This is a genomic window from Streptomyces sp. NBC_00669 (assembly GCF_036226785.1).
In the GTDB taxonomy this organism is placed as follows: Bacteria; Actinomycetota; Actinomycetes; order Streptomycetales; family Streptomycetaceae; genus Actinacidiphila.
Window position 1 is genome coordinate 2,860,649 of sequence record NZ_CP109018.1, and the last position, 13,963, is coordinate 2,874,611.

Sequence of the window (13,963 nt, forward strand, 5' to 3'; positions counted from 1 at the left end):
GAGCGCACACCGCTGACGGCTCACCGCGAGGAGGTGAAGGCCCATGGGTGCCGGTGACGAACCGGTCGACCGGGCGCCCGCCGTACGGCCGTTCCTGGTGACCGCGGGCCGGGTGGCCGGGGCGGGCGGCGGCTCGGACCTGCCGCCGATGCCGGTCGAGACCCAACTCGTGGCGACCGCGGCCGGGTTGGAGCGGCTGGACCTGATGTCGTTCGAGCGGCACGACATCGTGGCGGCCTGCCGCCGACCGCAGTCGGTGGCCGAGATCGCGGCCACGCTGCGGCTGCACCTCAACGTCGTCCGGGTGCTGGCCGAGGACCTTTCGGCGGGCGGCCACCTTTCGGTGTACGTTCCGAGCGCCGACATCGCCCGCGACGTTTCCGTACTGCGAAGGGTTATCGATGGTCTCCGCACCATCCCCGACTCCGGGGGGACACTCCGTGACAACGACTGAGGCGCCCGGCCGGGGCGCTCCCCCGCTGCCGGTGAAGATGGTGGTCGCGGGCGGGTTCGGGGTCGGCAAGACCACCGCGGTCGGGTCGATCTCGGAGATCCGGCCGCTCACCACCGAAGCGGCGATCACCGAGGTGGCCGCGGGGGTGGACGACCTCAGCCACACCCCGCACAAGACCACGACCACCGTGGCGATGGACTTCGGCTGCATCACCATCGACGCCGGCCTGAAGCTCTACCTCTTCGGCACCCCGGGCCAGGAGCGGTTCGGCTTCATGTGGGACGACCTCGTCCAGGGCGCCCTCGGCGGCCTCGTCATCGTGGACACCCGCCGGCTCGACGACTGCTACGCCGCGGTCGACTACTTCGAGCACCGCCGGATACCGTTCGCGGTCGCGGTGAACGCCTTCGACGGGCGCGTCGAGCACACCCTCGACGAGGTGCGGTGGGCACTGGACGTGGCGGAGAACGTCCCCGTCATCACGTTCGACGCGCGGGAGCGGGGTTCGGTGCGGGACGCGCTGCTGGTCGTGCTGGACGTGGCGCTCACCCGAGCGGAGGCGTGAGCGGGGCGCGCACGGAGAGCGGGGGCGCCGGCTGATCCGGGTGCTGTCGTCCGGCGTGGCGGTGGCGGCGGCCCGCATGCCGCTCCTACAGTCGGGGGTCGCACCGCGCACGCACCGCGACGAGCCCGGGCAACCGCCGGAAGGGACTGCTGGCATGGCGAGCGAGCCGAAGGGACCCGACGCGCCGAACACCCCGGGCGACCCGGGCGACTCCGCTGACGGGCCCGAGAGTTCGGCGGAGCGGGTCGCGCTGTGGCGCGCGCTGCACGTACGACTGGACGCGCCGCCGCACGTGTTCGTGGACGAGGTGGGGCTGCGGCTGGTGGCCCCTCCAGAGGGGTGGCGTGACCGTCCCGACATGGACCCCGAGGCCAGCCGCGGGTTCCGCGCGGCCATCGTGTCCCGGGCGCGCTTCATCGAGGACCTGGTCGCCGAGCGCGCCGGGCAGGGCGTGGACCAGTACGTCATCCTCGGCGCGGGGTTGGACACGTTCGCCCAGCGCGAGCCCGAAGCCGCCGCCCGGCTCACGGTGTTCGAGGTCGACCAGCCCGCCCCGCAGGCGTGGAAGCGGCGCCGCCTGGACGAACTCGGCTACGGCGTCCCCGCGTGGCTGCGCCTGGTCCCGGTGGACTTCGAGGCGGGCGACTCCTGGCTGGACCAGCTCGTCACCGCCGGGTTCGACCGCTCCCGGCCCGCCGTCTTCGTCTCCGCGGGCGTCACCATGTACCTCACCCGGGAGGCCACCGAGGCCACCCTCCGCCAGATCGCGGCCCTCGCCCCGGGCACGACCCTCGCGATGACCTTCCAGCTCCCCACCGAACTCGTCGACCCCGTCGACCGCCCGATCCGCGAGGCCACCCTCAAGAACGCGCGCGCCTCCCGCACCCCCTTCATCAGTTTCTACGCCCCGCACGAGATGCTCGCCCTGGCCCGTACGGCCGGGTTCCCCTCCGCCCACCACGTCTCCGGCTCCGACCTGTGCCACCGCTACTTCACCGCCCGCCCCGACGCCCTCCGCCCCTCCACCGGCGAGGACTTCCTCATCACCACCGCCTGACCCCCACCCCTGTCCCCACCCCCCGCCGCGGCCCCGGCGTTCCCCCGCCGGCTCCGGCCGCCCCGGCGCGAACCGTTGAATCGTCGGGTTCTCGGCCAGCCCGGGCACCTCCGCGGTCAACCGAGCATGCTCCCCCCGCAGGAGGCTGCCGAAAGCGTCCACCAGCTCTTCCCGCGCCACGGAAACACACCACTGACGGTGCGATGAGGTGATGACGACGCGACCGGAATCGTGCCGAAAGTGAACGACCTCGGCGTCCTCGGTGAAGCCGATCGCCGTATCCTCGCCTGACGACAGGCGGACCAACCCGCGAGACCCTGTCCCAGGTGTCCCGCCAGGGCGAACCCGCACGCGGGACCTCGAAGCAGAAGCGCACCACGAACTCCTCAACTCACCCTTTGCCCAGGCAACAAAGGAAATCCGTTCTTCTCCCTGATCGGCGGTACGCTCTGACGGCTGCCGGATGTGAACACTGCCAGGAGCCGGGGCGAGTCTGGTCGTCGAGCGAAGGTGCGGCGCCGATAGGCGACCTGCAAGTCCTGCTCGGTGCCCCGGCCATCGCGAGAGAGGTCGATCTCGCAGGCATCACAGGCGCCGTTCCGTGCGATCCACCCACCGCGCTGAGCCTCCACCGGCAAACCGGACAACCTGTAGGTGCCGCCCCCTACTCTTCCTTCTGCTGTCCGTTGGAAGGCTCCAGCCTTACTTGTTTCCTCTGTATGCCTCCCAAGTCATCCAATGCAGGATCTGATCTTTGCTCCGATCATCGGCCTGCGGAAGTCCTTCCAGATCGCCTGCCGCAACGTCAAGCCGCGAGAATTTGCACTCCTGCTGCATTCCCCCCTGCAAATCAATGGGTTGAGAGAAAGAAACTACAAGGCAAATCCAACACGTCTCGGGCGATCCTTCCAGCAGAAATGGCACCAGCGCATGCCAGACCCCGATGCCGAAGTCAATTCCTCGACCCTTTCTGCTGTATCCACGATCATTCGCGAGCCGCACCAACTCCGTCAGTCGCTGCGACGTTGGTACGCATACGACCCCCGGCACGGGACACCCCAAGGAGGATATCACCATCCTCCCCTTGCGCGGGAAATTAAAAATCCGGTAGAACCATCGGGCATTCACGTTCGCCCTCCTCAATCCAAACCGCACCACGCAGCGCATTTATCGAACTACCATGACCATCGTATCCGGATCAATTTCCCCTTTTCTCACACGCTCCAACGCCTCATGCATTCGATGATTCCCCTGCTGGACTTCACCGTCTTTTATGACAACACTTCCCCCCATCCTATCTGGGTTGTTAATCGCGTCTATGAGGCGCTCGTCATCCATCCCCTCCATTTCGCTAACTTTTTCCTTGTCTCCATAATCCGGCGTCTTCACTCCTACCAGGTCGCCCAATCTCACCGGAACGCGACTTGCCAGCAAATCTTCATCCGCTATCTCTGCATCAGTTTTGCTCCGGGCGAAGAGTTTCCGAATGAATCCACCAGTACCACACTTCCCGCCCACGTTGTGAACAAGAACGGAATGGGAGCCAACAAGAACATAGTACGTGTGAGACTGGTCGACGGTGAGGTTGTACATGTCGGCCACGCCCGGGCGTACTTGGCGTCCGGCGAGGCGCACGCGTTGGTTGGTGGCCGTTTCGAGGCTGTCACCGAGCGTAAGCTTTCCGGCGGGTACCCATTGGTGGGTAGTGTCGTCCCACAAGGGGTGGTTGGAGGTGGTGTGGAGGACGCTGTCTTGGCCGGGGGTCGTTTCGATGGTGAGATCGATGAGGTCGCTGTCGTGGTTGAGCCAGGTGGCCGTCACAGCGCGAGGGCCTTGGTGTTTACCGTTGTCCGGGTTTGCGGCTTGGACTTTGTCACCGGGTTTGACCTTGGCGATGGGTTTCGTCTTGCCGTCGGCCATGAGGACGGGGGTGGTCGGCGTGAAGCTGCATCCCGTGCCTGCGGGTTCTCCTCCTTCAGGCAGATCCATCATGCCCATGATCTGGATCAGGGAATTAATCGACGCTTCCACTCCCGCTTGGATATCTGCGTCGGCTTCGCATTCTTTGAAGTTGGTGATGCAGTAGTTGGCGGCTATCTCTTTGGCGCCCGCCACGTCGTGCGGATGCTCGATGAGGTGTTTGTACGCTCTGGCGCAAGCGGTTCGTCCGAAGCAGACATTGACGATGTGACCGTTCTCGCTACGTATCGGGTTCCAGTAGGAGTCGGTGTTTTCCATATTATTGCTGCTGTCGGCAAAGAAGTCGCTCGTCAGGTTGTCCGCGTCGTTGCTTCCGGGCGTCCACTCCTGGGTCCACTGCTGCTTGGTGTCGACATCTCCAAAGCGACCGTCACCGCGGACGAGGGGGGCTCCGGTACCGGTTCCGTGGCGGTAACCGTCGCCAGGAGTGGTGCCGGGCTTGGCCGGCTTCGGCTTCGGGCCCGGTCCGTCCTGGACCCCGATGTACGGCATGAGGCCGTCGGGGTCGGCTCCGGTGACGGGGTTGTCCGCGGCGTAGCCGTATCCGTTGATCTGTTGGGGGTCGGTGAGTTCGAGGACAGGGTCGAGGGAGATGAAACGGCCGGTGGTGGGGTCGTAGTCGCGGGCGCCGAGGTGGGTCAGGTCGGTGGTGGCGTCCTGGGTGCCACCGACGAAGCCTTGGTCGCCCGCCCAGGGGCCCATGGCAGTGCCGCGGTCGTTGCCGAAGGGGTCGGTGCGGCGGTAGGTCGCTGCTTGGGTGGTGGCGTCGATCTGGGTGGTAGCGGTGTTGTGGGCGTCGGTCAGGACCCATTGGAAGGAGCCGCTGGTGGTACGGACAGCGATGGTCTGGCCGAGCCAGCTGTAGTAGCGGGTCGCGGAGGTGTTGGTGGTGTCCTTGTCGAGATGGATCTCGGTGTCGCCGAGGAAGAGGGTGGTGCCGGTGGCGTCGCGGGTCAGCAGGCGGTTGCCGTCTGCGTCGTACAGGTACGAGGCGGTAGTGCCGTCGGCGAGCTGGTCGGAGGCGAGGTGGCCTTCGTCGTCCCAGTGGAGGTTCTGGGTAGTGCCGTTGAGGTCGCGGCTGGTGGTATTGCCGGCGGCGTCGTAGCCGTAGGAGTTGGTGGTGGTGCTGGTCGGGGTGGTTGTGGAGGAACTGGTCTGGGTGTGCGGCTGGGTGCCGTTGAGGGAATCTGCCGGGGCGCCGTAGCCGTAACTGGTGGTCGTATCAGCGCCGCCGGCGGAAGTAGCGTGCTGGACGAATATTTTGCGGTTGCCGAGCACGTCGTAGGTGTAGGACTGCCAGTACGGGGCCGGGCCACTGCCGAGGGTGGCATCGGTGGGCGCCGTGGTACAGGCGCCAGTGGTCTGCCAGGTGTCGGCGGTGGTGAACGCCGCGGTGAGGCGGTCGTGCCCGTCGTACTGGAAGCACTGGGTATCGTCGACGCTGTCCGTACGGGTGTCGGCCATCGTCGGGTTGCCGGAGTCGTCGTATGCGTAGTGCGAGTCCTGGACGACACCGCTGCCGGTGTCGTCGGTAACCAGTTGCCGGTTCAGACGGTCCGTGCCGATGTCGTAGCTGTTGGTCTCCTGTACCTGTTTGGCGGTGGCCATGGTGATCTGCGCGATCTGGCCGAGCTCCGTGTACTGGGTGTCGCGGACGTAGCTGTAGGCGCCTTGGAGCGTGGCCGGCATGGTCAGGCTGTTGTAGCCGTACTTCAGTGTCTCCTGCGGCATCCCCCCAGCAGCGGGTTCGGTGGTGTCGTTGAGTGTGCCGTCGAGGAAGTAGTCGGAGTCGGAGACGTAGGAGCCGGCCAGCGCTTCCTCGCCGGGTACCGACGGAATAACCACTCGGGTGTGGACCGGTCGATACATGGCGTCGTACGTGCCGACCTGCGACATGTAGGCGACGCCGCTGGTTCCGGAGCCGCCTACGTAGCGGATCGAGGATGTGGGCTGACCCAGTTGCACGGAGTCGTAGGTCCACTTGGCGAGCTGGTTGTCGGCGCTCTGCTGGTCGGCTGGGGCGTCGTATTCGCCCGTCTTGCGGCCGAGTTCATCGTAGGTGTAGCTGATCGTCTTGCCGCGGCTGTCGGTCGTGGACTGGAGTTGATCGAGGTCGGTGTACGTGCTGGTGCTGGGGCCGGCGTCCGGGTCGGTTGTGCTGGTCTTACGCCCCATCAAGTCGTAGCCGTACTTCCACACGTTGTTCCCGGCATCGGTGACCGTGGTGAGCCGGTTCTTCGCGTCGTAGCCGTACTTGATCGAGGTGTAGGGGCCGCTGTCGGTACCGTCGTCGTACTGCCGGGTCTCGATGGTGTTGCCGGCGGTGTCGGACAGATTCGTGGTGGCGACGCCGCCCTTGGGCGGGATGACGGTGGTGCGGTCGCCGCCGTAGATGGTGGTGGTGGACCACTTGTAGGTGCCGTTGGCGTAGAAGTCCGCCAGCGTTGGGCGGCTGGCGCCGTCATAAGTGGTCAGGGTCTGCGAGGGTTCGGTCGAGGTGATGTTCGCCAGTGTGCTGGACGGGTCGGAGGCGTCGACGTAGTCGCCGTCGTCCTCGACGTCCAAGCCCCGGGAGTCATACTTCGTCTCGGTGATGACCCGGCCGCCGTTCGGCCCTGGCGCCTGGATCTGCCGCGGCCGCAGCATCGCGTCGTAGAACGTGTACGCGTACGTGTAGCTGGTGCCGTCGTTGCGAATCGTGCCGGTGCGCACATACGAGGCAGCGGTGGGGGAGACACCGTAGTCATAAGTGGTGTTGGGGTTCTGCCCACCGGACTTGCTGCGGGTCGGCAGCCATACACTCGTCAACCGCCCAAGCGGGTCATAGGCGAAGTCGGTGCGCTTGCCGTTCGGGTCCGCCGTGGACGTTTTGAGATTGCGGGCCGGGTCGAAGGTCGTGGTGGTGCCGTACAGCTTGGCGTCCTTCGTGACGACGCTGGTCAGCGGACCGCCGGTGGTCGGAGTGTAGATGGTGTAGGTGGTGTTCCCTTCGGCGTCCGAGACCGTCAGGCCCCGGCCCTGGCTGTCGAAAGTACTAGTGGAAACCGTCTGGTAGACCGGCGTGGTGCCGTTATAGGAGGAGACACGCTGCGTCGAGGTGACCTCGCCGGTCGTGGGCGGGACTCCGAACGCCGCGTTGTCGTAGAGCGAGCGATTGTCCGTTACCACGTCGTCGGGACGCTTGGTCGTTGCGTCGCAGGCGACGTCGACGGTCTCGACCCGGTCCGGGGTGTCACGAATCCACGCGGTGGTGTTGTCCGCGTAGGTCGTACGGGTGCACTGTTCGTCGCCGCTGACGGCATCGTCGCCCGCGTCGTCGACCTGCGTGACATTACCGGTAGCCGGGTCGTAGCTGGTGCTGACGGTCGCGGTCCGCGGAGTGCCACTGGCGCGGTCGGTTCGGGCGTGGCTCACTCCCGGCCGGACGTAGTAGGAAGTGCGTGTGCCGTCGGACCCGGTGTCCTTCGACCACTCGTCGATGATGGTGCTGGAGAGTTCGGCGGAGCCGTTGAAGACCCGCGCTTCCCGTGTCTGACCTGACAGTTCGTCGGAGTCGGTCACCTTGGTGCCGTTGGAGTCGACCACCGTGGCAGAACGGGTCGTGCCATCGGACCGTTTGTCGCCGTCCATGCCCTGGAAGTACGTGTCGACGGTCTTCGTGCGGACCGACTGGTCATTGCCGGTGGTGGTCGTGACCAGGCCGAAGCCGCGCCACTGCGACCAGGTCTTGTCCGCTTCGGGGCTGGTGACGTTGTCGGTGTCGTAATGCCAGGCCGGGTTGGCGTAGGTGTAGTCGGTCTCCTGGTTCGGAGCGTGGCCGGTCGGATCGGATTGCACGACCTGTTTCACCAGGTACTTGCGGAACCAGTCCGTCTGGACTTTGCCCTGGGGAGTGGTCCAGATCACCGGGTAGCACAGCATCGTGTCGCTGTCCGGTGCGGATGGCATCTTCGTCCCGGCGACGCACTGGCCGGTCTGGTTGGTGTCCGCGCTGTCGTCGTAGTTGGCGGTGATCTCCGATCCGGTCTCGGTGGTGATCATCTTCACTCGCCACTTCACCAGAGCGGCGATGTCGTCGTGCGTGGTGTCGACCCGGTTGGGCAGCGGCGTGCCTTCGAAGGTCACCGGCGGCATCGCCTTGGTGCCGCCGTCCTCACCGGTACGCGTGATCGATTTCAGCCACAGGCTGGCCGACGTCCCATCACCCGGATCGACGAAGCTCTGGTCCAGCGCCCAAGAGTCCACGTCCCGGTACCCCGGCTTCGCGGGGGACGCATCCCACACCTTCGTGGTGATCCCGGTCAGCCGCTTGCGGGAGAAGAACGTGGGTGCCGGGTTGTTCGTGCAGACGGTGTCAGCCGCGCAGACCTGGTCGAACGGCACGTCCGGCCAGTCTGCCTTGGTGGTCGAGGTCAGTGACGTGCATGGCTCGGTCTTGTCGACGACCAGACACCGCTCGGCGGTGGTGAACTTCACCTGGTCCGGCGCGTTGCCGAAGAAAGTGGAGTCGGTCTGGCCGTAGTTGATGTGGTCCAGGTACGAGGCGCGGTCGTATGCCGTGCCCTTCGCGGTGGTGGTGCCGTTCTCGCCGTAGGAGTTGCTCTCCTTCGTGTACCAGTACGACATCGCGTTGTGGTGGGTGTCCACCACGTAGTCGAGGTTCCACCGCCATGCTTGCGTGCACACGCTGGCGGCGAAGGTACTGGCGTGGCAGGGCTCCCCGGCGTCGTCGCCGAACACCGGCACCGTCAAAGTGGAGTTGGTCACCGGGTCGCCTGTGGACCAGCCCGGCAGGCGCTCCTTGCCGAAGACGTACTGGGTACCGTCGGTCGTGGTGACGGTCCAGTACTCGCCGTCGTTGTCGCCGTTGACCGCGCCCGTGGAGCGCACGACCCGCTCGCCGTCATCATCCTTGGGATGCCACTGCTGAGACTTCGTGTCCAGGATCAGCGGCGACGCCGATCCGTTGAGCATGAGCGTGGCGTTGTCGTTCGCCCAGCACTCGTCGTACTTCACCGGCACGACATTGTCGTCCTCACAACTGTCGTAGGAGCGCTCGATGTACGACGTGCCCAGGTCGAAGCCCTCGCCGATCCAGGAGGGCTGGTTGTTCGTCGACGGGCCCAGCCCGTCCACACTCTGCGAGTCATAGTTGATCGCAAGGCTCGGAGACGGACCGGCGGCCGGGGTAGGTGCCGACAGCGGGTACGACCACGAGAAGTCACCGCTGCCGCCGCCTCCACTCCACGAAGCCGACGGGGCCAGAGACGTGGCCTGGTACGAGCCCGCGCCGGACTTCGCCGTCGAGTCCGCGGCCAGCACCATCGTGGAGACTGCCGCCGAGCTCAACGACGCAGGTATGGACGCGGACAGGGTCTGCGCCTTCACATTGTTGTCCGTCGCCACCGGTGTCTTTGTACGGCATTCGGCCTTCTGCGGCGTGGTCAGCACACACGCGGGCAGTTGGACCAAAGCCAAGCGCGCACCGAAGTCGCCGCCGTACGCGTTGGCGAAGCCGGAGTAGTCCAGGGAGACCTTCGCGCTGCTGGTTGCCGTGGCGGGGCGGGTGACTTTCAGCAGAGCGCCGTTGACACCGGCAGCTGTCGCAGCAGCATGAGAGGCCACAGTGACGGTCAAACCTGATGCAGACGGGTCCGTCGTGGTCGTGGTCTTCGCCTGGGGCGCCTCCTTGCCGGCTGCCCCGACGTCGGGAGCTGTGACCTTGACATCCGTCGACGTCGGCCACTTCACCGGCTGTTTCGCCAGCGCGGCCGCCTTCGTGGCGGCAGCCAGCGCCGGGTCCTTCCGTACCCGCTTGACGGCCTTGTACGGCACCGCCGTGCCGTACTTCGGCTTCGGCAGCGCCACGTTGTGATGCCCGGCAGCCTCGACGGCCGGCGCCACACTCAGCAGCGCCGCCGTCACCGCGCCCGTCGCAAGTCCAACGATCCAGGTCCGGGCAACACGGCGCCTGCTCCGCCGCCCGACCGTCCCCGCCCCAACGCCGCGCATCTGGAAACTCCACATCGTCGATATCCGCAGAACCAAGACCGAGCCGTGCCGTAAGTCCTCGCGCCTACTCGTCCGGGAACCCTCCGTCCGGGTCCTTCGGGCGCTCCCGCTGATACAGGTCACTGACGTCGCCGACCAACCCGGTCCAGACCTTGGCCTTCGCCACCAGGCCCTTCATCGGGGCTCCGAACGTGCCGCTGCCGGTACGGTTGCCGCCGATGGTGAAGGCGCCCGACGCCTGCCACGGTGTGGTGAAGACCGTGCCCGCCCCGGCGCCTTGTGCGCTCGGGTCCTCGCTCACCGCGTCCTGCTGCTGGTCGTTGACGTAAAGCTGGATCGTGCCGTTCGCGGAGTCGTACACCCCAGTCAGCATCGTCCACACCCCCGGATCAGCCAGAACTCCGGACGTCACGTCCGCCGGCGCGGTCGTGGTGGTCGCGCTCGTGGAGTCCTCGGAAGTGCGGCCGAAGACCCACCGGCCCTCCGACTGCCCGGCCGCCTGCGTGTACCACAGGCCCCAGGAGTCACGGGTGGTTCCGGCCTGTCCGGCGATCCTCATCGTGTGCGCGGTCGTGGTGTCCGCGAGGGCCGCCACATCGAGGTTGACCCAGATCGACACCGTGAAGTCCCCCTGGGCGTCGACGATCGGCCCCGCCGTGGACAACGAACCCGATGAGCCGTCCAGAGACACGACATCGCCCATGTTGCCGTCGACATCGTCGTACTGCGACACGCCACTGGTGGCCGTCGCGTCACGGCCGTACCCGGACGAGTCCGTGAACTTCCCATTCGCCGTCGCGTCGAGTTCCCAGTCGGCAGCCGCCGCCTGCCGAGCCAGCCCCGTCGCCGGGTCCGTCATGGTCTGAAGGCCGGCGGCTTCCTGCGAAGACACAATGCGGTCCCACAGTTGGACCTCGTCGACCTGGCCGGGGAAGAAGTTGGCGGGCTTGTCGTTGTACTGGCCCCCGCCGATCCGCAACGGTCCCGTGGACTTCCATGGCGTGGTGAACGCAACCGGGTCGCCCTGGGCCACACCGTTCACATACAGCTCTATCGTCTGCGCCGTGCTGTCGTAGACACCCAGCAGATGCGTCCACACGCCGGCCGCGGGCACCGCGGTGGAGATCGATCGGATCACCGTCGGGGTCGGGACATCGGAGGCGTTGCGGTTGAACACCCACCGCCCATAACTGGGCGAGTAGTACAGGGAAAAGGAGGAACTGCTCGTCGCGTCCTGCGAGACCACGACCGATGTCTGCGTGAGATCGGACAGCCGCGCCCACGCCGAGAGCGTGAACGACTTGGAGGTATCCAGGCCGGACGCGGAAACCGAGGCGCTGCCGGGCTGACCGTCGAGACTCAGAGCACTGCCGATGCGCCCCTTCCCGCTCCACCCCGCGGTACCTTCCAGGGTCGCCGTGTTTCCACCTGCTGAGTCAGCGCCCGTGGTGCCGCTTCCCTCGTCGAACGACCAGTTGTCCACCGCGGCAGCGCCAGGGGACACGTCGAAGAAGTACGAGGCACTGTCCGAGGTGTTCCCCGCCCCGTCGGTGGTGTACACCGTCAACGCGTTGACCCGCTCCTGGTTGGGCACTACGACCAAGTCAGCAGTGAATGCCTTGGTCACCGGCTTCTCGTCGTTGAGCGTGTATGTGTACGACACCACGTCGCCGGCACCTGGGGTGATCGTGAACGTGCCCGCTACCCCGACCCCGCCGTTGGGCAGGCAAGTGTCCGGGTCGTCAGGTGCAGCACACTGCGGATAGGAGGTGGAGGCGATCGCCGGCTGCGGAGGTCGGGACGTGTCGATGGTGAACCAGCACCCCGCTGTCCACCCCGAATACATCGACCCGTTCGTGCCGTTGTAGGAGTACTGATACTGCGTGCGCGCCCGGAACCAGTAGGTCTGGCCGTTCTTCAACGAACCTGATGTCCACGTACCGGCCTTGCCGGATGTCGTCCACGCCGACGGGCTGCCTGAACCCACCACCGGGTCAGCGGCAGACGCGTCGTACTGATGGACCTCGAAGTTCGGCCGCAGCGTGGCCTGGGAGCCGTCCGCCGACAGCGGCACCGCTGACAAGGCGGGCGTCGCGTCACTGATCTTCACAGCGGCCGCCTTGTTGATCCCGCACGCGAGATAAGGGGAAGCCAGCTTCAGCGACGACTGTGCCGGTGTCTTGGGCGGCGACACATACGTCACTGACAGCACGGCCTTCGTGTCATGCGGAGACGCGAACTGCTTCCACGCGCCCTCGTCCGACTCACTCGCCGCCCGCAGCCCCAGCGTCGTGGTGGAACCGTCCCGCACCGCGCCGTACGCCACCGCCGAGGTCGCATCGAACTCCACGTTCCCGCCCGGACAGTCCGAGGACCAGCCCTTCGCGGTCGTCACCGAGTCGATGTGCCCCATCCAACTCGGCTGCTTGTTGTACGTCGACGACGAGGAGATCCCCCCGGTGTGCCACAAATCCACTTCTTTGGCCGTGCAGTTGTAGGACCACACCTCCTCCGCGGTAAACGTCGCGCTCAGCACCTTCTTGCCGGCCACACCGTGCGTGTCGAACTGGTACAGCGACCGCACGATTTTGGTGTCCTCGGGCAGGTCGTAGCCCACACCCAGCGTGTGCGTGGTCTTCCAGAACGACGTCGACGGCTGCCCCGACCACAATGCCGTCCACCCCGCGAGCGACTGACTCGTCGTCTGCGGGTCCAGCACCACCGGATAGACCGTCAACGGGTCGGCCATGAACGACGGGTCCGGCGTGACCGTCATCGCGCTGTCGGTCACGTCGACACCCATGACGTCGGTGTTCGACCCGGGCCCCGGCGCGACCACCGTGTCCGCCGGGCCGGCCAGCGTGCCCGCGGCGGACCGCGCCTTCGTGCCGACCGAGTCCGCGGAATCACCCGAGCCGCCGGAGTCGCTTCCGGTGGCGCTGTCCCACGCGAGCGCCGAGCCGGTGCTGAACACCGGCCGCCCGTGCCCGTCGACCAGCACGGCGCCGCCGGACTCCTGCGCCTTCGCCGTCAAGCCATGCTCCGTCACCGGGAAACGCAGGCTCGCCAACCCCGGGTCCTGCGCCGCCGTACGCGTCTTGACGACCACGTTCTCCGTGAAGCCGTCGGCCACCGCGGACACCACCAGGTCCACGTCCGGCAGGACCGAGGAATACGTCGCCGACGAACCCGACACCGTTGGCACCGGCAACGACCACGGCGCGGAAATGCTGTACGACGTTCCGCCCTGTGACACCGTTGCCAGGGCCGTTGAACCGCCCCCGCCCGAGAACGCCACGTCCACCGCGGCGGCCTTCGGCCGGATCAGACCATCGGCTCCCGCCTGGAGTGTCGTGTCCAACGGCACCCACGCGTCGCCCTGTTTCGCCCGCACCGGCACCGGAGAGGCGTCCAGCCGGAACGTTCCGTCGGGCAGCGCCGTCACCGTGTCCGTCGGCGTCGTCTCCGACGTCACCTCCACCGGGTCACCCGAGTCCGCGGCCTTCTGGGACGCCGCCTGCTCGGGCGACAAGTCCGCGCCCGCGTTCGATCCCGCAGCAGTCGTACCCGCGCGCACATCCGACGAGCCGTCAGCAACCGCCGCATGCGCCCCGACCACCAGCAACGGCTGCACCAGCAGCGCGACCGCCGCAAGCCAAGCCCTGCGCGCAGGCATACGCCCGCGCCCCAACGTCCCCATCCCGGCCCCACCCCAGACGTCACAGACGGTACCTGCGCGGCACCGTGTAGTTAGCTGGGTGATCGTTACATGAGAAACGCAAACTCCACGCCATGCGTTCACCAAGAATTCGCAAGATCGGACCCAGTTGGGGAACTTTCGCGCGACAGATCAACTTACGTCTTCCGAATAGGGTGAAGACGGTTAAATGATGAT

5 protein-coding genes are annotated in these 13,963 nt (G+C 66.5%); 3 read left to right on the top strand and 2 right to left on the bottom strand.

Features of this window, described 5'->3' with window-relative positions:
- Positions 1–43 precede the first annotated feature (43 nt).
- The 3 genes from OG896_RS11470 (at position 44) to OG896_RS11480 (ending at position 2,076) form a co-directional block, all read left to right on the top strand.
- Positions 44–454 carry a DUF742 domain-containing protein gene (locus OG896_RS11470; protein ID WP_329364711.1) on the top strand — a complete coding sequence of 137 codons (411 nt, stop codon included), beginning with the start codon at positions 44–46 and terminating at the stop codon, positions 452–454.
- Positions 402–1,019, top strand: coding sequence for a GTP-binding protein (locus OG896_RS11475; protein ID WP_329364713.1), 618 nt, complete (start codon positions 402–404; stop codon positions 1,017–1,019). The genes OG896_RS11470 and OG896_RS11475 overlap by 53 nt, the downstream gene beginning before the upstream one ends.
- A 154-nt stretch (positions 1,020–1,173) precedes the next feature.
- On the top strand, positions 1,174–2,076 hold the full coding sequence (locus OG896_RS11480) for a class I SAM-dependent methyltransferase (RefSeq protein ID WP_329364715.1): 903 nt from the start codon (positions 1,174–1,176) through the stop codon (positions 2,074–2,076).
- Between the two features lie 1,167 nt (positions 2,077–3,243).
- On the opposite strand, the gene OG896_RS11485 is transcribed toward OG896_RS11480, so the two are convergent.
- Both OG896_RS11485 and OG896_RS11490 read right to left on the bottom strand, forming a co-directional pair.
- Positions 3,244–9,981, bottom strand: a complete 6,738-nt coding sequence (locus OG896_RS11485; RefSeq protein WP_329364716.1) for a polymorphic toxin-type HINT domain-containing protein — start codon at positions 9,979–9,981, stop codon at positions 3,244–3,246.
- Positions 9,982–10,132: 151 nt separating this feature from the next.
- The gene (locus OG896_RS11490) at positions 10,133–13,870 is read right to left on the bottom strand and encodes a LamG-like jellyroll fold domain-containing protein (RefSeq protein WP_329364718.1); all 3,738 of its coding nucleotides are present in this window, start codon (positions 13,868–13,870) and stop codon (positions 10,133–10,135) included.
- Between the last annotated feature and the right edge of the window lie 93 nt (positions 13,871–13,963).